At 60.9% G+C, this 23,709-nt stretch carries 24 protein-coding genes; 9 read left to right on the top strand and 15 right to left on the bottom strand.

All coding sequences use genetic code 11. The annotated features are described in order from the left end of the window. Positions 1 to 93: 93 nt before the first annotated feature. From NF676_RS07915 to NF676_RS07880, 8 genes are all read right to left on the bottom strand, one after another. Positions 94 to 1,662, bottom strand: a complete 1,569-nt coding sequence (locus NF676_RS07915) for a flagellar hook-associated protein 3 (RefSeq protein WP_056783756.1) — start codon at positions 1,660 to 1,662, stop codon at positions 94 to 96. 13 nt (positions 1,663 to 1,675) lie between these two features. Next, positions 1,676 to 3,721 carry a flagellar hook-associated protein FlgK gene (gene flgK, locus NF676_RS07910; protein ID WP_041478993.1) on the bottom strand — a complete coding sequence of 682 codons (2,046 nt, stop codon included), beginning with the start codon at positions 3,719 to 3,721 and terminating at the stop codon, positions 1,676 to 1,678. Positions 3,722 to 3,746: 25 nt separating this feature from the next. Further along, on the bottom strand, positions 3,747 to 5,063 hold the full coding sequence (gene flgJ, locus NF676_RS07905) for a flagellar assembly peptidoglycan hydrolase FlgJ (protein ID WP_024012084.1): 1,317 nt from the start codon (positions 5,061 to 5,063) through the stop codon (positions 3,747 to 3,749). A gap of 11 nt (positions 5,064 to 5,074) precedes the next feature. Beyond that, entirely contained in the window at positions 5,075 to 6,163 is a 1,089-nt protein-coding gene (locus tag NF676_RS07900) for a flagellar basal body P-ring protein FlgI (protein WP_024012083.1), read from the bottom strand. 27 nt (positions 6,164 to 6,190) lie between these two features. After that, positions 6,191 to 6,886: a flagellar basal body L-ring protein FlgH gene (flgH, locus tag NF676_RS07895; RefSeq protein ID WP_016771110.1), complete on the bottom strand. Its 696-nt coding sequence runs from the start codon at positions 6,884 to 6,886 to the stop codon at positions 6,191 to 6,193. 51 nt (positions 6,887 to 6,937) lie between these two features. After that, entirely contained in the window at positions 6,938 to 7,723 is a 786-nt protein-coding gene (flgG, locus tag NF676_RS07890; protein WP_016771111.1) for a flagellar basal-body rod protein FlgG, read from the bottom strand. Positions 7,724 to 7,768: 45 nt separating this feature from the next. Then, positions 7,769 to 8,509: a flagellar basal body rod protein FlgF gene (locus NF676_RS07885; protein ID WP_016771112.1), complete on the bottom strand. Its 741-nt coding sequence runs from the start codon at positions 8,507 to 8,509 to the stop codon at positions 7,769 to 7,771. A gap of 344 nt (positions 8,510 to 8,853) precedes the next feature. After that, on the bottom strand, positions 8,854 to 10,416 hold the full coding sequence (locus NF676_RS07880; RefSeq protein WP_016771113.1) for a sigma-54-dependent phenylalanine hydroxylase transcriptional regulator PhhR: 1,563 nt from the start codon (positions 10,414 to 10,416) through the stop codon (positions 8,854 to 8,856). Between the two features lie 393 nt (positions 10,417 to 10,809). Here NF676_RS07880 and phhA point away from each other — a divergent pair, with 393 nt between their 5' ends. The 6 genes from phhA (at position 10,810) to NF676_RS07855 (ending at position 15,284) form a co-directional block, all read left to right on the top strand. Further along, positions 10,810 to 11,601 carry a phenylalanine 4-monooxygenase gene (gene phhA / locus NF676_RS07875; RefSeq protein WP_252887493.1) on the top strand — a complete coding sequence of 264 codons (792 nt, stop codon included), beginning with the start codon at positions 10,810 to 10,812 and terminating at the stop codon, positions 11,599 to 11,601. A gap of 115 nt (positions 11,602 to 11,716) precedes the next feature. Further along, positions 11,717 to 12,073: a 4a-hydroxytetrahydrobiopterin dehydratase gene (locus tag NF676_RS07870; RefSeq protein ID WP_016771115.1), complete on the top strand. Its 357-nt coding sequence runs from the start codon at positions 11,717 to 11,719 to the stop codon at positions 12,071 to 12,073. Next, positions 12,073 to 13,266, top strand: coding sequence for an amino acid aminotransferase (locus NF676_RS07865; protein WP_252887492.1), 1,194 nt, complete (start codon positions 12,073 to 12,075; stop codon positions 13,264 to 13,266). Before NF676_RS07870 ends, NF676_RS07865 begins: the two co-directional genes overlap by 1 nt. A 333-nt stretch (positions 13,267 to 13,599) precedes the next feature. After that, a complete protein-coding gene (locus NF676_RS27575; RefSeq protein WP_016771117.1) occupies positions 13,600 to 13,731 on the top strand; it encodes a hypothetical protein in 132 nt (43 codons plus the stop codon). Between the two features lie 70 nt (positions 13,732 to 13,801). Continuing rightward, on the top strand, positions 13,802 to 13,984 hold the full coding sequence (locus tag NF676_RS07860; protein ID WP_039761215.1) for a hypothetical protein: 183 nt from the start codon (positions 13,802 to 13,804) through the stop codon (positions 13,982 to 13,984). A 112-nt stretch (positions 13,985 to 14,096) separates the two neighbouring features. Next, positions 14,097 to 15,284, top strand: a complete 1,188-nt coding sequence (locus tag NF676_RS07855) for an MFS transporter (RefSeq protein WP_252887951.1) — start codon at positions 14,097 to 14,099, stop codon at positions 15,282 to 15,284. On the opposite strand, the gene arfB is transcribed toward NF676_RS07855, so the two are convergent. Beyond that, positions 15,281 to 15,694, bottom strand: coding sequence for an alternative ribosome rescue aminoacyl-tRNA hydrolase ArfB (gene arfB / locus NF676_RS07850; RefSeq protein ID WP_016771119.1), 414 nt, complete (start codon positions 15,692 to 15,694; stop codon positions 15,281 to 15,283). The two genes, NF676_RS07855 and arfB, sit on opposite strands and share 4 nt — an antisense overlap. A gap of 222 nt (positions 15,695 to 15,916) precedes the next feature. Beyond that, on the bottom strand, positions 15,917 to 17,329 hold the full coding sequence (locus NF676_RS07845; protein ID WP_122505909.1) for an amino acid permease: 1,413 nt from the start codon (positions 17,327 to 17,329) through the stop codon (positions 15,917 to 15,919). A 364-nt stretch (positions 17,330 to 17,693) separates the two neighbouring features. On the opposite strand from NF676_RS07845, the gene NF676_RS07840 reads away from it, so the two are divergent. The 3 genes from NF676_RS07840 (at position 17,694) to NF676_RS07830 (ending at position 19,395) form a co-directional block, all read left to right on the top strand. Continuing rightward, on the top strand, positions 17,694 to 17,966 hold the full coding sequence (locus tag NF676_RS07840) for a hypothetical protein (RefSeq protein ID WP_252887491.1): 273 nt from the start codon (positions 17,694 to 17,696) through the stop codon (positions 17,964 to 17,966). A gap of 254 nt (positions 17,967 to 18,220) precedes the next feature. Further along, positions 18,221 to 18,358: a hypothetical protein gene (locus NF676_RS07835; protein ID WP_003222780.1), complete on the top strand. Its 138-nt coding sequence runs from the start codon at positions 18,221 to 18,223 to the stop codon at positions 18,356 to 18,358. 71 nt (positions 18,359 to 18,429) lie between these two features. After that, entirely contained in the window at positions 18,430 to 19,395 is a 966-nt protein-coding gene (locus NF676_RS07830; RefSeq protein WP_252868991.1) for a M29 family metallopeptidase, read from the top strand. A gap of 196 nt (positions 19,396 to 19,591) precedes the next feature. Here the strand turns inward: NF676_RS07830 and rluB are convergent, their stop codons facing one another. From rluB to NF676_RS07805, 5 genes are all read right to left on the bottom strand, one after another. Then, entirely contained in the window at positions 19,592 to 20,812 is a 1,221-nt protein-coding gene (gene rluB / locus NF676_RS07825) for a 23S rRNA pseudouridine(2605) synthase RluB (protein WP_252887490.1), read from the bottom strand. 142 nt (positions 20,813 to 20,954) lie between these two features. Further along, positions 20,955 to 21,146, bottom strand: coding sequence for a DUF1289 domain-containing protein (locus tag NF676_RS07820; RefSeq protein ID WP_016771121.1), 192 nt, complete (start codon positions 21,144 to 21,146; stop codon positions 20,955 to 20,957). A gap of 126 nt (positions 21,147 to 21,272) precedes the next feature. After that, positions 21,273 to 22,238: an SMC-Scp complex subunit ScpB gene (gene scpB, locus NF676_RS07815; RefSeq protein WP_252887489.1), complete on the bottom strand. Its 966-nt coding sequence runs from the start codon at positions 22,236 to 22,238 to the stop codon at positions 21,273 to 21,275. 11 nt (positions 22,239 to 22,249) lie between these two features. Beyond that, positions 22,250 to 23,071 carry a segregation and condensation protein A gene (locus NF676_RS07810; protein WP_024012074.1) on the bottom strand — a complete coding sequence of 274 codons (822 nt, stop codon included), beginning with the start codon at positions 23,069 to 23,071 and terminating at the stop codon, positions 22,250 to 22,252. Beyond that, a complete protein-coding gene (locus tag NF676_RS07805) occupies positions 23,072 to 23,701 on the bottom strand; it encodes an L-threonylcarbamoyladenylate synthase (RefSeq protein ID WP_041478985.1) in 630 nt (209 codons plus the stop codon). Positions 23,702 to 23,709 lie beyond the last annotated feature (8 nt).

Below are 23,709 nucleotides of genomic sequence, written 5' to 3'. Positions count from 1 at the left end.
GTACGAGCCCGCTCGCAAAAACGAGCCCTTGATACCGCAAAAAATCATTAACAGAGGGACAACGTCAGCGGGCGCGCACGCGCCCGCCAACCATCAGATCTTGTTGAACAGACCCAACTGACTGATCTTGCTGAACGCCAGTTGCGCGGCTTGCAGCATGGTCTGTTGCAGGGTCAGACGGGTCATGACTTCAGCCGGATCGGAATCACGAATCGAACCCTGGGTCGTGCTGTTCGCCGTGGTCAGGCTGTCGTTGGTAATGGTCTGCATGTCCAGCGCCTGGCCGCGGGCACCAATGGTGGTCACCGCCGTGCCGATCTGGTTGGAAGCGGCATCGATATTGCCGAGGCCCGCCTCCATCGCGCCCTGCAATTTCTGCTTGGCAACCGGGTCACCGTCGACTGGCGTATTCAGCGCGGTGATCATCTGGCCCAGGGTGTCGAGCACGTTCTGGGTCTGATGATTGTTCGGCTGGATCGAGAACTGATCACCAGCGGCCGGCGCGCTGCCCAGGGCGAAAGTCACACCGGCAGCGGTGGCGTTACCGCCGGCAACCGTGCCCGAGGAAACCGGCTTGCTGTCGGCCGTCACCGGCGCGGCATACAGATCGAAATCGGTGGCGCTGGTGAACTTGAGCACCGCGCCGCCCTGCGGGAACGCTGCGGTGTAGGCTGCCTGATCGGTGATGGTCGAACCGGTGATCACGCTGGTCGACGGGTTACCCGGATTACGCGTGGTGGTGAACGAGTCCGGCGAGGCCGACAGCTGAAAACTGTGCCCTGCGATAACGGCGTCCGGATTGGTATCGCCTGCCTTCAGGTTGACGTTCAGTTTAAGGTCGACACCACGGAAGCTGACGGTCTGGTTGGCGCCGCTGCTGTTGCTGATCAAGCCGTTCTGGCTGGCCTCGGCGGTCACATCGTTGCCCAAGGCATCGGTGATTTTCAGCTGGGTGCTGCTGACGAAATCGATGGTATACGGCTGCCCGGCGGTGAACTTGGCGTCGTAAGTGGCGGCGGTGCCGACGGTGCCGTTGGACAGCACGACACGGCCGTCATCGACGGCTGGCGCAGTCATTTTGGTGTTGGTGCGGCCGGTGTTGATGGTCTGCTGGAACGCGTCCCAACCGGTGGTGTTGGTACCCACGGTCATGCCGTCGCCGATGCCCAGATCGATGGTGGTCTGGTCGCCGTTGTAGCTGAACGTGCCGTCAGAATTCTTCGAATACGGCGCGGTATCGGTTTTCGAACCGGAGAACAGGTAGTTGCCGTTGGCATCCTTGGCGTTCATCAGGCCCAGCACTTGCTGTTGGATCTCACCCAGTTCCGAGGCGTATGCCTGGCGGTCCTTGTCGGTGATGGTGCCGTTGTTCGCGGCCAGGGCCAGCTCTTTGGCTCGCGCAAGCGCCGTGGTAATCGAATCCAGAGTGGACTCCTGCACGGTCAAGGCGCTTTTGGTGGTGTTGACGTTGGTCTTGTACTGATCGAGCATCGCCGCCTGCTGGCCCAGCTGCAGCAAGCGCCCGGCACCGATCGGATCATCGGCGGCGGTGTTGATACGCTGCAGGCTGCTCGCCTCGCTCGCGGTAGCGACAGCCTTGTTGAAGTTACGCTGATAATCCGAAGCTTGCGTTCCGTAATACTGGGCGGTGGAAATGCGCATGAATTACGACTCCTTAAAGGCTGTTGATCAGCGTGGCGAAAGTTTCCTGCGCAGCTTTGATGATCTGCGAAGACGCTGTGTAGTACTGCTGGTACTTGACCAGGTTGCCGGTTTCTTCGTCCAGGTTGACCCCGGACAACGAATCGCGGGCACCCTTGGCGTTCTCCAGAATCGCCGTGGTCGCGGCGCTGTCGGACTTGCCTTGGGCGGTCTTGGTACCGACGTTGGTCACCAGGGTGTTGTAGGCGTCGGTCAGGCTGATGCCCTTGCTCGCCGAACCGGTGTCCACGGTCTGTTTGGTTTGCAACGCGACCAGTGCCTGGGCGTTGCGGTTGTCCGAAGACGCCGCACCGGTCAGGTTCATGGTGAAGGTCTCGCCGGTTTTCGGCGTGCCGCCCACGGTGGTCTGCACGGTGAAGGTCTTCTGCACGTTCGGCGTGACGGTAGTGTCCATCACCGGGTTGCCGCTGGCATCGACGATGCCGACTTTCAAATTCAGCGTGTTCGACTGGCCAGGCACGATGGTGCCGGTGCCGATGGTCGCGCCCTTGGCGTCGACCAGGTTGTACGACTGGCTGCCACCGCTGGCTGCGCCGAATACCAGTTTGACCGGCGTTGAATTCTTCAGCGCCGCCTGCATGTCAGCCTGGGCGGTCGGGTTGTAGATGTCGATCTTATTGCTGAGCGTCGGCTGGGTGTACGTGCCCAGACCGTTGGCGCTGGCGACGCCGGTCAGCGGACCTGCCGCAGCGATTTTCTTCGGATCACTGAGCACGGTCTGAATGCTCGCCGCCGCGTTGCGGGTCGGCGTGATCTTGAACGAGTCACCCGCGCTCAGCGCGCCGCCGTTCAAGGCCAGGGTGAAACCGTCGATCACTGGCGGCGGATTGGTCGTGGTGCTGAATGCGCCCAGATCGGTGCCGTCGGAACGTTTGACGGTGTAATCGGTAGCGCTGGTGAAGGTCACCTGATAATCGCTGGTGGTCAGCTTGCCGGTGTCCTTGATGGTCACATCGAGGTTGCCCGAACCGGCGCTGTTGCCATCCTTCGCAATGCTGCGCTGACTGATCAGGGCGGCACTGTTGATGTTGTTGAAAATCGCCGCGCCGAAGTCACCGTTCTTGTCGATGCCCTGGGCTTGCTGGCTGTTGATCTGATCGGCAATCACCAGGGCCACGCGACCGAGCTCGTTGAGCGATGGGTCGAGGACTTCCTTGCGATAGGTCAGCAGACCGCCGATTTCGCCACCGCTGATCACCGAAGTGATGTCGATGGTGCTCGAACCGCGATCCATCTGGATCGACATGCGCGACGGGTCGGTCTTGCTCGCGACCATGCTCAGGCTGTTGGTGGTGTTGCCGATGACCAGCGGCTGGCCGCTGCCGACATAAATGTCGAAGCTGGTGCCGCGCTCGACGACTTGCGCACCGGTAAGCTCGGAGAGTTGACGCACGGCTTCGTTACGGCTGTCGAGCAGGTCGTTCGGCGCCCCGCCGCTGGTGGAGATTTCGCCGATCTTCTGATTGAGATTGGCAATCGCCGTGGCGAGCTTGTTCACCTGGGCAGTCATGTCGCCGAGGCTGCCGTTGATCGTGGTGTTCTGATCGTTGAGCTGCTTGGCCAGGGTATTGAAACGGCTGGTCAGCGCCTGTGCACCGGTCAGCACCGACTGACGCGAAGTGTCATCGGTGGCCGACGTCGATACGCCCTGCATCGAGGTGAAGAATTTCTGCAGTACACCGGTCAGGCCAGTGTTGGTGTCCGACAGCATCGCGTCCAGCGGCGTCGCCTGCTTGAGGAAGGCAGCCGATTCGCTGTCCAGCGACGTCGCGGTGTGCAGCTGCGATTCCAGATACGAGTTGTACACCCGGCGCACGTCGGCCAGGGTCGTGCCCGTGCCGATGAAAACGCTGCCGTACTGCTGCGAGGACTTGGTGCCCTGCACGGTTTGCTGACGTGAATAACCGGCGGTGTCGACGTTGGCAATGTTGTTGCCTGTCGTAGCCAGAGAGGACTGGCTGGCCGACAGTCCCGACATCCCGATATTGAGCAAACTCATGGTTCAGACCTTATTACCTGGTGCCTTATAAAGGCGTGGTGGAGACACCCGCCGCAGCGTAGTTTTCAAAACTGTTCATCTGCTTGGCAATTTGCGAAATCTTCGTCGCGTAGTTCGGGTCGGTGGCGTAACCGGCCTTCTGCAACTCGCGTACAAACTGTTCTGGGTTATCGGCCGACTTCAGCACTTCTTGATAGCGATTGTTGCTCTGCAGCAACGTCACCAGATCGTGGAAGCTGTCCTTGTACGAGGCGTAGGAACGGAACTCGGCCGTCTCCTTGACCATCGCGCCATTGCGGAACTCGCTGGTGATCGCGCGGGCCGAATCGCCCTTCCAGTTGCTGCTCGCCTTGATGCCGAACAGGTTGTGGCTGCTGCTGCCATCCTGAGCGCGCATGACCGATTTGCCCCAGCCGGTTTCCAGTGCCGCTTGCGCCACCAGATAACGCGGATCGACGCCGATGCGGTCAGCGGCTTCCTTGGCCATCGGCAACATGGTGTTGACGAATTCGTCGGCGGAACTGAAGGCCTTCTTCGCCGGTGCCAGCGGAATCTGCGCCATGGCGCGGCCGTAGACCTGCATCTGCCCGCCAGCGGCTTTCTGCTCTTCAGCACGGGCCAGCCAGTCACCGTTGTACAACGCGCCGGAGCCTGTGACGGCGGTAGTCGTGGCCCGTTGCGGCAAGGCGTTGGTCGCTGCCGCCGCAGTGCTGGCAGTGGCCGCGCTCGGTGCCGACGGCACCAGACCGGCGAGCAAGCGATCGGCCAGTTTCGGCGGCAGCGCCAGACGCCGCTGGTTGATCAGCGCCATGTCGTTGCGATGGGAAATATCGGTGTTGTTCGGCGCATGCACCGAGCGCGATGCCCACAACGGACGCTCGCCGTTGACGCGGGACAGCGGACCGGTGGCGACGGTGCCGGCGGCAATCGGCGTCGGTACGGCGGCGGCCTTGGCCAGCGCTTCCTGCTGCTTGGCGGCGGACGCGGCTGCAGCCTCGCCCGGCGCCATCGGTTTGTTCTTCGACATCTGCCGGATCAGCACATCGGCCAGACCGATACCACCGCCCTCGCGGGACATGGAAACCGCCAGTTGCTGGTCGTACATTTCCTGATACTGCTTGGCCGCCGGCGTGTTCAGCGGGTTGTCCTGACCAAGCGCTTCGGTGGCCGAGCGCATCGACTTGAGCATTTCGCCGAGGAACAGCGACTCGAATTCCTGCGCCACCTTGCGCATGTTTTCGTCGCTGTTCTTGTCGCCGACCTTGAGCTGGTTCAGACGATTGAGGTCGGAGTAGGAACCCGAATCGCTGCTGCTGACCAGACCGCTTTTGCGCATATCCATGGTGGCCGGCCTCAGATCACGATCAGGTCGGCTTGCAATGCGCCGGCCTGCTTCAGAGCTTCGAGAATCGCCATCAGGTCACCCGGTGCTGCGCCGACCTGGTTCACCGCACGGACGATCTCGTCGAGGGTGGTGCCCGGGCCGAACTTGAACATCGGTTTGGCTTCCTGTTCGGCATTCACCCGCGAGCGCGGCACCACGGCAGTCTGGCCGTTGGACAGCGGGCCAGGCTGGCTGACGATCGGGTCTTCGGTGATGGTCACGGTCAGGCTGCCGTGGGTCACGGCGGCTGGCGACACTTTCACGTTCTGGCCGATGACGATGGTGCCGGTACGCGAGTTGATGATGACTTTTGCCACCGCTTGCCCCGGATCGATTTCGAGGTTCTCCAGGATCGACAGGTAGTCGACGCGCTGGCTCGGATCCAGTGGCGCAGTGACCCGCACCGAACCGCCGTCGATGGCTTGGGCGACGCCAGGGCCGAGCATGTCGTTGACCTTGTCGACGATGCGCTTGGCGGTGGTGAAGTCGGAGCGGTTGAGGTTCAGCGTCAGGCTGTTGCCCTGGTTGAAACCGCTCGGCACCGCACGTTCCACCGACGCACCGCCAGGGATGCGACCGGCCGACGGAACGTTGACGGTGATCTTCGAACCATCGCGGCCTTCAGCGTCGAAACCGCCAACCACGAGGTTGCCCTGAGCGATCGCATAGACGTTGCCGTCGATACCCTTGAGCGGCGTCAGCAGCAAGGTGCCGCCACGCAGGCTCTTGGAGTTACCGATCGAAGACACGGTGATGTCGACCTGCTGACCTGGCTTGGCAAACGCTGGCAGATCGGCACTCACCGACACCGCCGCGACGTTCTTCAACTGCACGTTGCCCGATCCCGGCGGCACCTTGATGCCGAACTGCGAGAGCATGTTGTTGAAGGTCTGCAGGGTGAACGGGGTCTGCGTCGTCTGGTCACCGGTGCCGTTAAGCCCGACCACCAGGCCGTAACCGATCAACTGGTTGGAGCGCACGCCGGAAATGCTGGCGATGTCTTTCAGCCGCTCGGCGTGTGCGGTGAACGCCGCAGACATCAACAACGCGGCCACCATAAGACTTTTCAGATTCAACGTAGCCACCTAGAAAGGGAACAGCGGGCTGAGGAAGAAACGGTCGAACCAGCCTGGCTGACTCGTATCGGCAAACGCGCCGGTACCCGAGTAGGTGATGCGTGCATCGGCGACACGGGTCGACGACACGGTGTTGTCGGTCGCGATGTCATCGGCGCGGACCATGCCGGCGATGCGCACCAGTTCATCACCGGTATTGAGCGTCAGCCACTTCTCGCCACGCACGGCGATGATGCCGTTGGGCAGCACGTCGGCCACGGTCACGGTGATCGAACCGGTCAGGCTGTTGCTCTGCCCGGACTTGGCGTCGCCCTTGGTCGAACGGTCGGCGCTGTAGCCAGCGTTCAGGCTCAGGTCACCGCCACCAATCGGGTTGTTGGTGGTCAGGCTGGAGCCGAACAACGAGGTCAGACCGATCGAGTTATCGCTGTTCTTGTCCATCTGCGAGTTGGCGTTCTTGCTCGCCTGGGTGCGCTCGTTCAGGGTGATGGTGATGATGTCACCGACCCGGAACGCCTTGCGGTCGCTGTACAGGTTCTGCTCGAAGCCGGCCTGATAGATCGAGCCGTTATTGGCAGCCGCCGGCAACGGTGTGCGCGGCAACACCGGGGCGTAGTAAGGGTCATTGGGCTTGGGCGTCGGGGCGACGCAGCCCGCGAGCGAGACGACCCCACTCAATGCCAGAACAGATACAAAGCGCTTCATGACCCTACCTCACGGTGTTGCTGGCGACCTCAGGCCACCCCAAAGACTGGATTACAGATTCTGCGTTACGAACGAGAGCATCTGGTCGGCGGTGGAGATCACCTTGGAGTTCATCTCGTAGGCGCGTTGAGTGGTGATCATGTTGACCATCTCTTCAACGGTGCTGACGTTCGAGGTTTCCAGGGTGTTCTGCAGCGTGGTACCGAAACCGTTCAGGCCCGGGGTGCCGATCTGTGGCGCGCCGGAAGCAGCGGTTTCCAGGAACAGGTTGTTGCCCACTGCTTGCAGACCGGCCGGGTTGATGAAGTCGGCGGTCTGCAGGTTGCCGATCACTTGCGAGGCCGGGTTGCCGGCGATGGTGATCGACACGGTGCCGTCACGGCCAACAGTGAAGGTCTGCGCATCGTTCGGGATGATGATCGCCGGTTCCAGGGCGAAACCGCTGGCGTTGACGATCTGGCCATTGGAGTCGAGGTGGAAAGTACCGTCACGGGTGTAGGACGTGGTGCCGTCCGGCTGCAGGATCTGGAAGAAACCGCGACCGTCGATGGCCATGTCCAGCGGCTGCTCGGTGGTTTGCAGGCTGCCGGCGGTGAAGTTTTTCTGGGTGCCCACAATGCGCACACCGGTACCCACTTGCAGACCCGACGGCAGTTCGCTGTCCTGGGTCGACTGAGCGCCTGGCTGACGCTTGATCTGATAGAGCAAGTCCTGGAACTCGGCACGGTCACGTTTGAAACCCGTGGTCGAAACGTTCGCCAGGTTGTTGGAAATGGTGGTCAGGTTGGTGTCCTGGGCGGACAGACCGGTTTTGGCAACCCATAGAGCCGGAAGCATTCGATTCTCCTCGTGCGCCTGTTTTACGGCGCGACGTTCTGATAATTAGCTGATCTGCAAGACCCGAGCCATGGCCTGGTCGTCGTCTTTGGCGGTGTTCATCATCTTGACGTGCAACTCGAATTGCTTGGCCAGGGCCAGCACCGAAGTCATTTCTTCCACGGCATTGACGTTGCTCGACTCAAGGAAACCCGAGACCAGTTTGACGTTGGCGTCGGCTTGCGCCGGCTGGCCGTCCTTGGTGTAAATCGAACCGTCGAGGCCTTTGTTCATGTTCTTGATGTCCGGGTTGACCAGCTTGATCCGGTCGACTTCGGCCATGACGCGCGGACCTTCGCCCATTGCGCGAATGCTGATGGTGCCGTCTTCACCGACTTCGACCTGCTGCTCGGGCGGCACGGCGATCGGGCCGCCGTTACCGATCACCGGCATGCCGTTGCCGGCGCGCAGTACGCCGAGGGCGTCGATGTTGAGGCTGCCGGTACGCACGTAGCTTTCACCACCGCTGGGGTTTTGCACGGCGATGAAACCGTTGCCGGATACCGCGACGTCGAGTTCACGACCGGTCTGCACCAGCGATCCCGGCGTGAAGTCGGTGGCAGGACGTTCGCTCATGGCAAACGCGCGCGCCGGAAAGCTGTCGCCGAATACCGGCATCGAACGCGCCTGCTCGAGGTCGCGCTGGAAGCCGTTGGTGGAAATGTTCGCCAGGTTGTTGGCATGCGCCCGCTGCGCCAGTGCGTTCTGGCTGGCGCCGGTCATTGCCACATAAAGGTACTTGTCCACAGTGTTTCCTCTGCATGCCGGACGTTTGCCGCCCACCGCTGTACTGCTCAGCCATAAGCAATTTGCAGACCAACTTTTTATTGGCGGGCGAAGGCCCGGTAAACAGGGGACTTGAGGGGATCGGAGGGCGAATCTGAAATGGGTCGAAGACGAAAAACCGGCGGTGTCATGCCGGTTAGTGGCAATCCTGAGTTCGGCGGGGGATGGAGATCCTGTGGCGAGGGGATTTATCCCCGTTCGGCTGCGCAGCAGTCGCCAAGCCTGCAAATGAGGTCGCTGGGAAGAAAAAGCGGGGCGGCTTCGCCGCCCATCGGGGATAAATCCCCTCGCCACAAAGGCTCTATTTAGCTTTCGGAGGTTTTGCCAACCTCATACTCACGCAACTTGTTGGCAATGGTGGTGTGCGAAACACCGAGTCGCTTGCCCAACTGCCGACTGCTTGGATGCTCGGAATACAGCCGTTCCAGCACCGCTTTCTCGAAGCGCCCGACGATCTCGTCCAGACTGCCGTCGAGGGAAAAATCGCCAAGCGGCTGACGCACGCCATAATCCGGCAGGCGAATATGTTCGGCCTTGACCGTGCCGCCGTCGCACAGGGAAACCGCCTGGAACAGCACGTTCTCCAGTTGCCGCACATTGCCCGGCCAGTGGTAATGGCTGAGGCGATCCATCGCCGCCGGGGCCAGTTTCGGCAGCGGACAGCCGATCTGCCGACTGGCCTGGTCGAGAAAGTGTTCAACCAGCGGCGTCAGACCGTCGAGGCACTCGCGCAGCGGCGGGATGTGCAGCGACAGCACGTTCAAGCGGTGATAGAGATCCTGGCGAAACTCGCCGCGCGCGCACAATTCGGACAAGTCCACCTGCGTCGCGCAGATCACCCGCACGTCCAGATACACCTCTTCATCACTGCCGACGCGACGGAAGCAACCGTCCTGAAGAAAGCGCAGCAATTTGACCTGCAAACGCGGACTCATCTCGCCGACGCCATCGAGAAACAGTGTGCCGCCAGCGGTCAATTCGAGCAGGCCAAGCTTGCCTTCGGCCCGCGCACCTTCGAAGGCGCCGGGGCCGTAGCCGAACAACTCGGTCTCGGCCATCGACTCCGGCAGTCCGGCGCAGTTGAGCGCCATCAACGGTGACTGTCCGCGCGGGCTGGCGAGGTGGCAGGCGCGCGCCAGCAATTCCTTGCCGGTACCGGTTTCGCCTTCTATTAATAGCGGCGCATCCAGCGGCGCCATGCGCCGCGCTTCGCGGACCACGGCGGCCATGACTTTCGAACTTTGAAAGATGCTGTCGAACCCGCGCAGCTCTTGCTTGCGCACATTGTAGATTCGCTCGCCGACCCGATCGGCGCGGTGCAGGGTCAGTACGGCGCCGGCCATGGCCTCGCTGTCGTCGTGTTCCGATTGCAGCGGCGCGATGTCGGCGAGAAAGATGTCGCCCTTGACCTTGACCCGCATGCCGTTGATCCGCGATTTGTTGGCGCGCACCAATTCCGGCAAATCGAAATCCTCGGCGTAGCGCGACAGCGGAATCCCCGGCACCTCATCGACGCGCACCCCGAGCAACTGCGCCGCCGCGCGATTGGCCGCAACGATCGAACCGCCCATGTCGATCGACAGCACCGGAAATTCCAGCGCGCCGAGCAACGCATTCAGTTCCATGTGCCGGCGCTCGCTGGGCATCAGCCCGACGCGTTTGACCCCGAACACCCCGCCGATCGCCTCGAACTTCGGCCGCAACGCCTGGAACTGGATGTTGATCAGATTCGGGCAGTGCAGGTAGATCGCATTGCCATGCTCACCACCCACCTCGCCGCGTGCGACGTTGATCCCGTACGCCACCAGCAGATTGAGGATGTCACGCAGGATGCCGATGCGATTCTGGCAGTGGACTTTGATGCGCATAGAAAAAGGTCCGACAGGTTTGAAAGATAAACACATGTCCTTGTGGGAGCGAGCCTGCTCGCGAAGGCGCCAGCACATCCAGTATCGATGTGTCAGACAGACCGCTTTCGCGAGCAGGCTCGCTCCCACAGGGTTCTGTGGCGCGCCCGGGGCAGATGTTTCTGTCGGGGCACGCAGATAGTTGTCAAGATTATGTGACAGCCCCGACCCTTTTCAAACCCGCCAATCACCGTAAATGCGCATTACCCGACAAAGCGTAACGATAACTTTACGAAATACGCAGAATTTTCCTACGCACACACCGGTCAACATGCTGCACGCCCTGTCACTCTCGGGTATTCCTTTAGCCATCGCTGGACATAACAAAAACGAATTTCCTAGCAGGAGAGCAGCATGAAGCAGACGCAATACGTGGCTCGCGAGCCCGATGCGCAAGGTTTTATCGACTACCCCGCCGAAGAACATGCGGTGTGGAACACGCTGATCACTCGCCAGTTGAAGGTGATTGAAGGTCGTGCGTGCCAGGAATATCTGGACGGTATCGAAAAACTCGGTCTGCCCCACGACCGCATCCCGCAACTGGCCGAGATCAACAAAGTCCTCGGCGAGACCACCGGCTGGCAGGTTGCCCGGGTGCCGGCGCTGATTCCTTTCCAGACGTTTTTCGAGTTGCTTGCCAGCAAGCAATTCCCCGTCGCCACCTTCATACGTACCCGCGAAGAACTCGACTATCTGCAAGAGCCCGACATCTTTCACGAGATCTTCGGCCACTGCCCGCTACTGACCAACCCCTACTTCGCTGAGTTCACCCACACCTACGGCAAGCTCGGCCTGCAGGCGACCAAGGAAGAGCGCGTGTATCTGGCCCGGTTGTACTGGATGACCATCGAATTCGGTCTGGTCGACACCCCGCACGGCAAGCGCATCTACGGCGGCGGGATTCTGTCCTCGCCGAAAGAAACCGTTTATTGCCTGTCGGACGAGCCCGAGCATCAGATTTTCGATCCGCTGGAAGCCATGCGCACGCCGTATCGCATCGACATCCTGCAACCACTGTACTTCGTCCTGCCCAATCTCAAGCGCCTGTTCGATGTGGCCCATGAAGACATCATGGCCATGGTCCGTCAGGGCATGCAGCTGGGCTTGCACGCGCCGAAATTTCCGCCGAAACCCAAAGCCGCCTGAACCGCGACTTTTGCTGACAATTGCGTCTGTCCGTCGCCGCCACTTTGCTTTAGCGTGACGGCATTGACGGCCCACGCGCTTTAATAAAAAACACACTCGTTTTCAGGAATCCACCATGTCGACTTTGAACCAAGCCCACTGCGAAGCCTGCCGCGCCGATGCGCCACAAGTCAGCGACGAAGAACTGCCGATCCTGATCAAGCAGATCCCTGACTGGAACATCGAAGTACGCGACGGCATCATGCAGCTGGAAAAAGTTTTCCTGTTCAAGAACTTCAAACACGCACTGGCGTTCACCAACGCCGTCGGCGAAATCTCCGAGGCCGAAGGTCACCACCCGGGCCTGCTGACCGAGTGGGGCAAAGTCACCGTGACCTGGTGGAGCCATTCGATCAAAGGCCTGCACCGCAACGACTTCATCATGGCTGCGCGCACTGACGAAGTCGCGAAGACCGCAGAAGGACGCAAGTGATGCACTTCGACGCCATCGGCCGGGTTCCCGGCGACCCGATTCTCGGTTTGATGGAGGCCTATGCGCAGGATGCCAATCCGCGCAAGTTCGACCTCGGCGTTGGCGTCTACAAGGATGCCCAGGGCCTGACGCCGATTCCCGAAGCGGTGAAAATCGCCGAAGCGCGACTGGTCGAAAGCCAGGACACCAAAACTTACATCGGTGGCCACGGCAACCCGCTGTTCGGCAAGGTCATCAATGAGCTGGTGCTCGGTGCCGACTCACAACTGATCACCGAACAACGCGCCGGCGCCACCCAGACCCCGGGCGGCACCGGCGCCCTGCGTCTGGCTGCCGACTTCATCGCCCAATGCCTGCCGGGCAAAGGCGTGTGGTTGAGCAACCCGACCTGGCCGATTCACGAAACCATTTTCGCCGCCGCCAAGGTCAAGGTTAGCCACTACCCCTATGTGGGCAGTGACAATCGCCTCGACGTCGAAGCGATGCTCGCCGTGCTCAAGGAAGTGCCGAAGGGCGACGTGGTGCTGCTGCATGCGTGCTGCCACAACCCGACCGGTTTCGACCTGAGCCATGACGACTGGCAGCGCGTGCTTGAAGTGGTGCGCAGCCGCGATCTGCTGCCGCTTATCGACTTCGCTTATCAGGGTTTTGGCGATGGCCTGGAGCAGGACGCGTGGTCGACCCGGTTGTTCGCGGCGCAAGTGCCGGAGCTGCTGATCACCAGTTCCTGCTCGAAGAACTTCGGCCTGTATCGCGACCGCACCGGGGCACTGATCGTCTGCGCGACCAGCGCCGACAAGCTCATCGACATCCGCAGCCAACTGGCCAACATCGCCCGCAATCTGTGGTCGACGCCGCCGGATCACGGCGCGGCGGTGGTCGCGACCATCCTCGCCGATCCAGAGCTGAAAGCGCGCTGGGCCGATGAAGTGGAAGCGATGCGTCTGCGGATCGCCCAGCTGCGCAGCGGTCTGGTCGAAGCGCTGGAACCCCACGGTTTGCGCGAGCGCTTCGCGCACATCGGTGTGCAACGCGGGATGTTCTCCTACACCGGCCTGTCGCCGGAACAGGTGAAAACCCTGCGCGAGCGGCACAGCGTGTACATGGTCAGCTCCGGCCGCGCGAACGTCGCCGGCATCGACGCCACCCGCCTCGCATCGCTCGCCGACGCCATCGCCGACGCCTGCAAATAGTTTTTGCAGTACACAACCCGGTCGGAGCGGGCCCTTGTGGCGAGGGGATTTATCCCCGCCCGGCTGCGCAGCAGTCGTACACTGTTGCTCGCGGAGTGTCAGACATTCCGCGTATGCAGGGTCTGGGGCCGCTTCGCAGCCCAGCGGGGATAAATCCCCTCACCACAGGGCCCGTTCCCACATTTAGTTTTCGGTTGATCTCGCGCCCTGCGGCCATCTGTCGCATTAATTTGAATTAAAAGTCTGATTGTCATTTTTCCTGCTGTATCCTGCGCAGGCTTTGTAAAGCGCGGAGCACCTGATCTATCAACAGACTTAGCGAGGAGCGCACCCATGCACGAGATTCCCAATCTCCCCTTCCCAAGCCTGCACGTACCTGAGCAGACGACCCCGCAACACGCCGGTGCTGAAAAGCCCGAGCCGCAAGAAGCCGCTGACAGCCGCAAAGCCGACAGCGAAGAGTAAGACCCGCCGTACAGACCGTGTGGAAAGCGCTAACATGCGCTTTCCACACTGCCTGAAACCCGAGCCCGCCATGACCGACGAATTCTCCGAAAGCCAAGCTGCCGTGCTGATCGGCGCCACCGAGAAGATGATCGAGATCTGGAATCGCCTCTCGCCCGAGAAGCAAGCTGCCCTGCTCGAACGTTTCGGCAGCGAAGAAAACGCCCTCGCCGCCCTCGTCACCACGCAACTGGTCGCCCCGGCGAAATCCTGAAAGCGCCACCCGGCAAATAGTTTTACTTTTCCCCGCCCTTGAGCGGTTCACGCCGGTATCATGAGCAGCCTATCTAATCTGCTGCTCCCGTGGATCGTTACCCATGTCGTCTATACCCGAGCCCCAGCGTCCGCTGACGGTTACGCTGCAAGTAGTCTCCATCGTCCTTTTCACCTTCATCGGTTACCTGAACATCGGCATCCCGCTCGCCGTGTTGCCGGGCTACGTCCACAGTGACCTTGGTTTCGGCGCCGTGATCGCCGGGCTGGTGATCAGCGTGCAATACCTCGCCACCCTGCTCAGCCGCCCGTACGCTGGCAAGATCATCGACAACCAGGGCAGCAAACGCGCAGTGATGATTGGCCTCGCTGGCTGTGGCTTGAGCGGTGTGTTCATGCTGATTTCCGCGTGGACACCGAACCTGCCACTGCTGAGCCTGATCAGCCTGTTGATCGGCCGTCTGGTGCTGGGCAGTGCGGAAAGCCTGGTCGGCTCGGGCTCGATTGGCTGGGGCATCGGCCGGGTCGGCGCGGCGAATACGGCGAAAGTGATTTCCTGGAACGGCATCGCCAGTTACGGCGCCCTGGCGATCGGCGCGCCGTTCGGTGTATGGCTGGTAAGCAGTTTGGGGCTGTGGAGCATGGGCGTGAGCATCATCCTCCTCGCCCTGCTCGGCCTGGCGCTGGCATGGCCGAAGACCGCCGCGCCGATCGTCGCCGGTGAGCGCTTGCCGTTCATGCATGTGCTGGGCAAAGTCTTCCCTCACGGCTGCGGACTGGCGCTGGGCTCGATCGGTTTTGGCACCATCGCCACTTTCATCACCCTGTACTACGCGACCCAGCACTGGGACAACGCGGTGCTGTGCCTGAGCCTGTTCGGCGCCAGCTTCATCGGCGCGCGGCTGCTGTTCGGCAACCTGATCAACCGCCTCGGCGGATTTCGCGTGGCGATTGCCTGCCTGTCGGTGGAAACGTTGGGCTTGTTGTTGCTGTGGATTGCGCCGGATGCGCATTGGGCATTGGCCGGTGCGGCGCTGAGCGGTTTCGGCTTCTCGCTGGTATTCCCGGCGCTGGGCGTGGAGGCGGTGAATCTGGTGCCGGCCTCGAGCCGTGGCGCGGCGGTCGGTGCCTATTCACTGTTCATTGATTTGTCGCTGGGGATCACCGGGCCGCTGGCCGGGGCGATCGCAGCAGGATTCGGTTTTGCTTCGATCTTCCTGTTCGCAGCCTTCGCTGCGTTGAGCGGACTTGGCTTGAGTGTCTATCTGTATAGGCACACGGCAAAATACCGCGAGGCTTAAAAATCCACTTTGCCGCGCCCGGCCTTGATACTGCCGCGCTTGGTTTTCGACTCCAGCCGACGCTTCTTCGAGCCGAGGGTCGGCTTGGTCGGGCGGCGTTTCTTTTCCACTTTGGTGGCGCTGAGAATCAGCTCGACCAGCCGCTCCAGCGCATCGGCTCGATTGGCTTCCTGGGTTCGGTATTGCTGCGCCTTGATGATCAGCACGCCATCGCTGGTGATACGGCTGTCACGCAGTGCCAGCAGGCGTTCCTTGTAGAACTCCGGCAACGACGAGTTGGGAATGTCGAAGCGCAAGTGCATGGCGCTGGAGACCTTGTTGACATTCTGCCCACCGGCGCCTTGCGCGCGGATGGCGGTCAATTCGATCTCGGCATCCGGCAGATGCACGTTGTTGGAAATCACCAGCATGGAAAAGCGTCCGTAATCAGAGCGTGCAGGATAACCCGATTCACTCAACCTCTGTGGGAGCGAGCCTGCTCGCGAAGGCGGTGTGTCAGTCGATGCAGATGTTTCTGATGGACCGCTTTCGCGAGCAGGCTCGCTCCCACAGGGTTCGGTGTGATGCCAGATTTTCCATTTCAAAACAACAAACCCGGCACTTGGCCGGGTTTGCTGTTTCTGCTTGAGCGGTTACTTGGCGATCACTGGCAGCGCCTGCTGGGCACTGCGCTTGTTCTTGATCAGGTAGCAGACCCACATGAACACCACCCACACCGGAATCGCGTACACCGAGATCTGAATCCCCGGGATCAGCAGCATCACGCCGAGGATGAACACCACGAATGCCAGGCAGACGAAGTTGCCGTACGGGTACCACAGCGCCTTGAACAGCGGCGTCTGTTTGGTCTGGTTCATGTGCTGGCGGAACTTGAAGTGCGAGTAGCTGATCATCGCCCAGTTGATCACCAGCGTCGCAACCACCAGCGACATCAGCAGTTCCAGCGCGTGCTGCGGGATCAGGTAGTTGAGCAGCACGGCAACCAGCGTCACTGCTGCCGACGCCAGAATCGAACGCACCGGCACGCCGCGCTTGTCGATCTTCGCCAGAGCTTTCGGCGCGTCACCCTGCTCGGCCATGCCCAGCAGCATACGGCTGTTGCAGTAGGTGCCGCTGTTGTACACCGACAGCGCGGCGGTCAGCACGACGAAATTGAGGATGTGCGCGGCGGTGTTGCTGCCGAGCATCGAGAACACTTGCACGAACGGGCTGCCGCTGTACGAATCGCCCGACGCATTGAGAGTTTCCAGCAGGCTGTCCCACGGGGTCAGCGACAGCAGGATCACCAGTGCGCCAATGTAGAAAATCAGGATGCGGTAGATCACCTGGTTGATCGCTTTCGGGATCACGGTTTTCGGCTTGTCGGCTTCAGCGGCGGTGAAACCGAGCATTTCCAGACCGCCGAAAGAGAACATGATGATCGCCATGGCCATCACCAGACCGCTTACCCCATTGGGGAAGAAACCGCCGTGGGACCACAGGTTGGAGACCGAGGCTTGCGGGCCGCCATGGCCGCTGACCAGCAGGTAGCTGCCCAGCGCGATCATGCCGACAATCGCCACAACCTTGATGATCGCAAACCAGAATTCGGCTTCACCGAAGACTTTGACGTTGGCCAGGTTGATCGCGTTGATCAGCACAAAGAATGCGGCAGCGGAGACCCAGGTCGGGATGTCCGGCGCCCAGTAATGGATGTACTTGCCTACCGCCGTCAGCTCGGACATGCCCACCAGAATGTACAGAATCCAGCAGTTCCAGCCCGAGAGGAAACCGGCGAAACCGCCCCAGTATTTGTGCGCGAAATGGCTGAAGGAGCCGGCCACCGGCTCTTCGACGATCATTTCGCCGAGCTGGCGCATGATCATGAAGGCGATGAAGCCGCAAATGGCGTAGCCGAGGATCATCGACGGGCCGGCGGATTTCAGTACCCCGGCAGAACCGAGGAACAATCCGGTACCGATCGCGCCACCGAGGGCGATCAGTTGAATATGGCGATTTTTCAGGCCGCGCTTAAGCTCGCCTGATTGCGAGGGTTGTCCACTCATGAAAAGGTCTCACGCAAGGTTTGATGATGTTCAGTAGACGTTGCTGCAAGGTTGCGATTTCAGGCAGCCCCGATCAAACCCCAGCGCAGGCACCAGGAGTTCAGCTCATTTACAACGGTCATGCGTCACCTGTTTGTTTTTATCTGTGACGAAATCGAACCCGGCACGCTTGTGGCGCGGCGGAGTGAACAAGGCGGATAGCCTCGAGATTTTTGCGATTACGCAGAGGGTCACAGTTAAAACGCGGCGCATTGTACACCGCTAACCCCCTGCTGCCAGACCCGCCTGATCAGCGTGTCGGTTGCCGGGATTGCGCGTGTCCGCCTCGACAGTGCCGAGCGGCTGCAAAATATGAGTCAGGCCTATGCAGGCCATCGACGGGGACGAGGAAAAAACCGTCCCACGGGGAGAAGTGGAAATCAGTCGCGGCGTTCATTGCGCCTCCTTCTTGTTATTCGCCTGCACGACAGGCATGGGGCGCATCACACCCTGCCTGAAGGCTGGAAACAAGCGCGCCAGAGCCCTGCGCGGCAGCTGTTCTCCCGGCTTACGGAAGCTTTTCCTTACAACCGATGCGGAGGCGGGAAATCACCGCTCCGGCGGGGTCTATTCGTCACGTTTTGTTTACAACGCGTAACGAATATTTTCCGAATCAGAAATTTCCGAAGGATGTCTGCATATTGACGGTAGCTAGCTTGCTATCAATTTCGCCTGCCTAGTTTTTTGTTTTCAAAAAAGAAAATCGATCCTGAAAAACAGAACAAAAAGTCTATTTAAAAATTAAATGGATAAAATTTTGCATTCGCAAAAAGCCTCAACTAGGTTTTTCACGTCTCACCGGCCACCTCGACCGGTCAGTCATAAACCGTGAAATTCTCTAGGAGATCGACCATGCAAGCACTGGAAAAAGACTTGGATACCGAACTGCAACTGGACGAATGGTTTGAAGCGCCAACCCATGAGGCCGCTGTGGAAATGATGCAAGCCGACGCGGTGGTTCCGTTCGGCACGGCGATGTGGCCTCTGTAAGACATCCCGGGCAGGCACGGTCCGGCCGGTCGTGCCTGCCGCTTCATTCCCCGGTCAGTCAGGGAGGATTCATGGACAAGCCCCGCGCCATCTCGCATTTCCTTTACTACCTCGAACATCACCCTGCCCTCGCCGGCCTCGACTCGGCGAAGGTCATGCTGGGCCACACCGCCGATTACGAAGCCCTGACCGGCGCCATTGCCGAACAGGCCGGCGAGCATCCGCGCTTTGAGTTCAGCGCCCGGCGCCTGGACCTGGAAAGCACCGCAGCGCTGTCCGAGGCAATTGCCGACAGCGATCTGTACATTTTCTTCTACGACTCTTCCACCCTGCCCAACCCGCGCCCCGACGGCCCGGAGTTCGTCCGCGCACTGCAAGCGGTGATGGCGGAAAACTGGAAGAAGTCGCTGCTGTTCAAGGATTACGGCGACTATTTCTACGACACCTTCAGCATCACCCCGCAACGCATCGCCGGACTCAACAGTCACTTGATCCAGCGCATGTCCCAGGCGACCACGCTGAGTTTCAAGGATGACCACGGCTCATGGTTCGAAACGCCGATGAGCAGCATCAAGAAGTGGACCGACATCAACGGCGTCGGCAACTTTGACCTCGCCCCCGGCGAAATCGCCACCCATAGCGAAGCCATCAATGGCCACGTGAAGTTCAAGGGCACCTTCCTCAGCACCATCCCCTTCGCGCGCAAGTACGGCGTGCTGGAATCGCCGCTGGAGCTGTGGATCGAGAACTCGACCATCAGCCGCATCGCCACCGACGTGCCGGGGCTGGAGCAGGATTTCAACAAGTACCTGGATGCCAACCCGTCGAACCGGCGGATTGAGGAGTTGGGGATTGGCACCAACGAAGGCGTGAAGGATCTGTATGCGCGCAATGCCGGGTTTGAGGAGCGGCATTGTGGGTTGCATCTTGGATTAGGCGGTGGCGCCAAGGGCAGTCATCACCTGGACCTGATCTTTTCTGGCGGGGTGTTGGCGCTGGATGACAAGCCGGTTTTCGATGGCCGATTTGTGTTTTAGGCGACTGACGCCTTCGCGAGCAGGCTCGCTCCCACAGGGATTTATGTTCGACGCAACTCCAATGTGGGAGCGAGCCTGCTCGCGAAGAGGCCCAATCAGACGCTACATGAGTTTCGCCAGACGAAAAAAAACGCCAACCCTAAGGTTGGCGTTTTTGCTTCAACTTGCAGCTTGCAGCTAGTAACTCACAGCTGCCTTATTCCGGCTTTTTGCGACCGAAACCCGGGCGCTGACCGGAACCAGCCGGTGCGCCGCGACGCTTGCCCGAGGGCTTGTCGCCGTCGACCAGTTTGATCCCCGGACGCTTCGGCGCCGGTTTGGCCGGGCGCTTGTTGGTGGTGTCGGCTGGACGATCCGCCACTGGCGTACCGCGACCGGCCGGTGCACGACCTTCGCCACGCTCAGTGCGACCGCTGGCCGGACGCGGTGCGCGCTCGCCGTCACGGGCGACTGGCTTGCGACCTGGACGCTCGCCTTCGATCTGCGGCTCACGGCTCGGGCGCGGCGCGGTCGGTGCGCCGGCGGCTGGACGCAGGGTGCGTACGCGCTCGGTCTTGGCCATCGGCCGCGACGATTTGCGCTGCATGCGTTCGAGCTTGTCCTTGCTCTTGGCGTTCAGCTGCGGCATTGCCACCGGCGTCAGGCCGACTTCGGCGCTGAGGACGTCGACTTCGTACTGGCTCATTTCGCGCCAGCGGCCCATCGGCAGGTCGGAGTTGAGGAACACCGGACCGAAACGCACGCGCTTCAGACGGCTGACCACCAGACCCTGCGATTCCCACAGACGACGCACTTCACGGTTGCGCCCTTCCATGACCACGCAGTGGTACCAATGGTTGAAGCCTTCACCGCCCGGCGCCTGTTGAATGTCGGTGAAACGCGCCGGGCCGTCTTCCAGCACCACGCCGGCCTTCAGGCGTTCGATCATCTCGTCGTCGACTTCACCGCGTACACGCACGGCGTACTCGCGGTCCATCTCGTAGGACGGGTGCATCAGACGGTTGGCCAGCTCACCGTCAGTGGTGAACATCAGCAGACCGGTGGTGTTGATGTCGAGACGGCCGATGTTGATCCAGCGGCCTTCTTTGGGGCGCGGCAGCTTGTCGAACACGGTCGGACGGCCTTCCGGGTCATCACGGGTGCAGATTTCGCCGTCGGGCTTGTTGTACATGATCACGCGGCGCACCGATTCGGCGGCCTCTTCGCGTTTGATCACTTTGCCATCGATGGTGATGGCGTCGTGCATGTCGACGCGCAGGCCGAGGGTGGCGTCTTTGCCATTGACCTTGATCCGGCCCTGGCTGATCCAGGATTCCACGTCACGGCGCGAGCCGACGCCGATACGGGCGAGGACCTTCTGCAGCTTTTCGCCTGCTGGGCCGATTTCCTGGTCGTCTTTCTGACTGATGTCACTCATCTGGGCACCTCCCGGTGTGGTCTGTTCAGGCGGCGCCTGAAGTATTGAAAACTGGGTCCAGGCCGAAGGGATCGGCGAAGGGTCGCGAATCATACGCGGATGTGCGCCATCGCGCATCAGAGACTAGCTGATCGATTGCCGGTTATTTCTTTTTCCGCCGACCGGCACCGCCGAGTTTGATCAGGCGCAGCGCGGCTTCGGCCAGCACCGTGCGTTTGTCGTCCTTGTCGAGCTTCTTCCAGGCCTTGATCTCGCGCTTGCTGCGACCGCAACCCAGGCAGATGTCGTCGGAGAATTTGCAGAGGCTGATGCAGGGGTCTTTGGTTGAGCTCATCATCCTCTCCAGAAACACATCAAACCCTGTGGGAGCGGGCTTGCCCGCGATAGCGGAGTGTCAGTCAACATCATTGGATCTGACCCACGGCAATCGCGGGCAAGCCCGCTCCCACAAGGATCCGGATCAATCGTCGAACTCGCGCCGTTCGGCTTCGATCGCCTCGGCCAGTGCGCGGGCTTCGGCTTCCTCTTCGCTGAGTTCCGGTTCAGGCTGTTCGAGGGCGGCAACGGCGGCCAGGAGCTTCTCGCGGGCCTCGGCGACACCGAGAATGTCTTCTTCCGGTTCGGCGTCAGGCGCCGCTTCAAGTTCAACTTCAGCTTCAACAACCGGCTCGATGATCTCAGGCTCAGCCACCGGCGCTTCGCCATCCACCGCATCGCGCAGCAAATCGTCGAAATCGGTTTTGATGCCCTCTTCCATGCTGTCCAGCTCCAGCAGCAGGGAATGGAAACTGGTTTCTTCCTTCTCCTCCTCCGGTTCGGCGCTGGCGTCGGCCAGTTCCTGCAGGCTCTGCGGCACCGGCGCGTCGTCGAAATCGAGCACCGGCTCGGCTTCCATCTCGCGCAGCTCGGCCAGCGGCGGCAGATCTTCAAGGTTTTTCAGGTTGAAGTGATCGAGAAACGCCTTGGTCGTGGCGAACATCGCCGGTTTGCCCGGCACGTCCCGATAGCCGACGACGCGGATCCACTCACGCTCGAGCAAGGTCTTGACGATGTTGCTGTTGACCGCCACGCCACGCACGTCTTCGATCTCGCCACGGGTGATCGGCTGGCGATAGGCGATCAGCGCGATGGTCTCCAGCAACGCACGGGAATAGCGCTGCGGGCGCTCTTCCCAGAGACGGCCGACCCACGGTGAAAACTTCTCGCGGATCTGCAAGCGATAGCCCGACGAGACTTCCTTGAGTTCAAAGGCGCGGCCCTCGCAGGACTTGCCGAGCAGGGTCAGGGCTTTCTTGAAGACCGCCGGCTCCGGCCGCTCGCCTTCTTCGAACAGTTCATACAGGCGCTCAAGGGACTGCGGCTTTCCCGAGGCCAACAGAAAGGCTTCAAGCAGGGACGCCAGCTCGCGGGGTTCAGTCAGGTTCATACAGGGACTCGTTATTCGGCTCGGGCTCGCACGTGGATCGCGGCGAACGGCTCATTCTGCACCAGCTCGACCAAGGATTCCTTGACCAGTTCAAGGATCGCCATGAAGGTCACCACCACACCCAGGCGGCCTTCTTCAGCGGTGAACAGCTCGACAAACGGCACGAAGCCGCCGCCCTTGAGCCGTTCCAGCACATCGCTCATGCGTTCGCGGGTGGACAGCGCTTCGCGACTGACCTGGTGGCTTTCGAACATGTCGCCACGGCGCAGCACCTCGGCCATGCACATCAGAATCTCTTCCAGCGCGACGTCGGGCAACAGCTTGCGCGCCCGCGCTTCCGGGGCGTCGAGCTTGGGCACGATCACATCGCGACCGACCCGGCTCAGACCATCAATACCTTCGGCAGCGGCCTTGAAGCGCTCGTATTCCTGCAAGCGGCGGATCAGTTCGGCGCGTGGATCGTCTTCTTCATCTTCGACGGTTTCGGCGCGCGGCAGAAGCATGCGCGATTTGATCTCGGCGAGCATCGCCGCCATCACCAGGTATTCGGCGGCCAGCTCCAGACGCACCGATTGCATCAACTCGACGTAGCCCATGTACTGGCGGGTGATTTCCGCCACCGGAATGTCGAGGATGTTGATGTTCTGTTTGCGGATCAGGTACAGCAGCAGGTCGAGCGGGCCTTCGAAGGCTTCAAGAAAAACTTCCAGCGCATCCGGCGGGATGTACAGGTCCAGCGGCATTTCCATGACCGCCTGACCATAGACCATCGCGAACGGCAGTTCCTGCTGGGCGCCGGCCTGGGGGTCGACCACGGTTTCCACTGCGGACATTCAGGCCTCGACCATGAACGGCGTCGGATCGCCGCAACCGACGCGGACCACTTCCGGGTCGTCGCCAGTCAGGTCAATCACCGTCGAGGCTTTGATGCCGCCGAAGCCGCCGTCGATGATCAGATCGACCTGGTGCTCGAGCAACTGGCGCATTTCGTAGGGATCGGTAAGTGGGTCTTCATCGCCGGGCATGATCAGCGTCACGCTCATCAGCGGCTCGCCGAGTTCGGCCAGCAGCGCCAGCGCAATCGGATGGCTCGGCACGCGCAGGCCGATCGTGCGTTTCTTCGGATGCAGCAACAGGCGCGGCACTTCGCGGGTGGCGTTGAGAATGAAAGTGTAAGGGCCGGGTAGATGCGCCTTGAGAATGCGGAAGGTGCCGGTGTCGATCTTGGCGTAATTGCCCAGTTGCGACAGGTCGCTGCAGATCAGCGCGAAGTTGTGCTTTTCATCGAGCTGACGCAGACGTCGCACACGCTCGATGGCGGTCTTGTCGCCGATCTGGCAACCAATGGCGTAGGACGAGTCCGTGGGATAAATCACCACCCCGCCTTTGCGGATGATCTCGACCGCCTGTTTGATCAGGCGCGCTTGCGGGTTTTCCGGATGTATCTGGAAAAATTGACTCACATTCTCTA

The sequence above is a fragment of the Pseudomonas siliginis genome (genome assembly GCF_024072275.1).
Lineage (GTDB): Bacteria > Pseudomonadota > Gammaproteobacteria > Pseudomonadales > Pseudomonadaceae > Aquipseudomonas > Aquipseudomonas siliginis.
Note: the sequence above shows the minus strand (reverse complement) of the source record. Positions and strands in the feature narration are given on the sequence as shown.

What these genes read in the sequence shown, in the direction of transcription:
- NF676_RS07915 (WP_056783756.1), bottom strand. Translation starts at nt 1,662, where the DNA reads ATGCGCATTTCCACCGCCCAGTATTACGGAACGCAAGCTTCGGATTAT.
- flgK (WP_041478993.1), bottom strand. Translation starts at nt 3,721, where the DNA reads ATGAGTTTGCTCAATATCGGGATGTCGGGACTGTCGGCCAGCCAGTCC.
- flgJ (WP_024012084.1), bottom strand. Translation starts at nt 5,063, where the DNA reads ATGGATATGCGCAAAAGCGGTCTGGTCAGCAGCAGCGATTCGGGTTCC.
- NF676_RS07900 (WP_024012083.1), bottom strand. Translation starts at nt 6,163, where the DNA reads ATGGTGGCCGCGTTGTTGATGTCTGCGGCGTTCACCGCACACGCCGAG.
- flgH (WP_016771110.1), bottom strand. Translation starts at nt 6,886, where the DNA reads ATGAAGCGCTTTGTATCTGTTCTGGCATTGAGTGGGGTCGTCTCGCTC.
- flgG (WP_016771111.1), bottom strand. Translation starts at nt 7,723, where the DNA reads ATGCTTCCGGCTCTATGGGTTGCCAAAACCGGTCTGTCCGCCCAGGAC.
- NF676_RS07880 (WP_016771113.1), bottom strand. Translation starts at nt 10,416, where the DNA reads ATGCGCATCAAAGTCCACTGCCAGAATCGCATCGGCATCCTGCGTGAC.
- phhA (WP_252887493.1), top strand. Translation starts at nt 10,810, where the DNA reads ATGAAGCAGACGCAATACGTGGCTCGCGAGCCCGATGCGCAAGGTTTT.
- NF676_RS07870 (WP_016771115.1), top strand. Translation starts at nt 11,717, where the DNA reads ATGTCGACTTTGAACCAAGCCCACTGCGAAGCCTGCCGCGCCGATGCG.
- NF676_RS07865 (WP_252887492.1), top strand. Translation starts at nt 12,073, where the DNA reads ATGCACTTCGACGCCATCGGCCGGGTTCCCGGCGACCCGATTCTCGGT.
- NF676_RS27575 (WP_016771117.1), top strand. Translation starts at nt 13,600, where the DNA reads ATGCACGAGATTCCCAATCTCCCCTTCCCAAGCCTGCACGTACCTGAG.
- NF676_RS07860 (WP_039761215.1), top strand. Translation starts at nt 13,802, where the DNA reads ATGACCGACGAATTCTCCGAAAGCCAAGCTGCCGTGCTGATCGGCGCC.
- arfB (WP_016771119.1), bottom strand. Translation starts at nt 15,694, where the DNA reads ATGCTGGTGATTTCCAACAACGTGCATCTGCCGGATGCCGAGATCGAA.
- NF676_RS07845 (WP_122505909.1), bottom strand. Translation starts at nt 17,329, where the DNA reads ATGAGTGGACAACCCTCGCAATCAGGCGAGCTTAAGCGCGGCCTGAAA.
- NF676_RS07840 (WP_252887491.1), top strand. Translation starts at nt 17,694, where the DNA reads ATGCAGGCCATCGACGGGGACGAGGAAAAAACCGTCCCACGGGGAGAA.
- NF676_RS07835 (WP_003222780.1), top strand. Translation starts at nt 18,221, where the DNA reads ATGCAAGCACTGGAAAAAGACTTGGATACCGAACTGCAACTGGACGAA.
- NF676_RS07830 (WP_252868991.1), top strand. Translation starts at nt 18,430, where the DNA reads ATGGACAAGCCCCGCGCCATCTCGCATTTCCTTTACTACCTCGAACAT.
- rluB (WP_252887490.1), bottom strand. Translation starts at nt 20,812, where the DNA reads ATGAGTGACATCAGTCAGAAAGACGACCAGGAAATCGGCCCAGCAGGC.
- NF676_RS07820 (WP_016771121.1), bottom strand. Translation starts at nt 21,146, where the DNA reads ATGAGCTCAACCAAAGACCCCTGCATCAGCCTCTGCAAATTCTCCGAC.
- scpB (WP_252887489.1), bottom strand. Translation starts at nt 22,238, where the DNA reads ATGAACCTGACTGAACCCCGCGAGCTGGCGTCCCTGCTTGAAGCCTTT.
- NF676_RS07810 (WP_024012074.1), bottom strand. Translation starts at nt 23,071, where the DNA reads ATGTCCGCAGTGGAAACCGTGGTCGACCCCCAGGCCGGCGCCCAGCAG.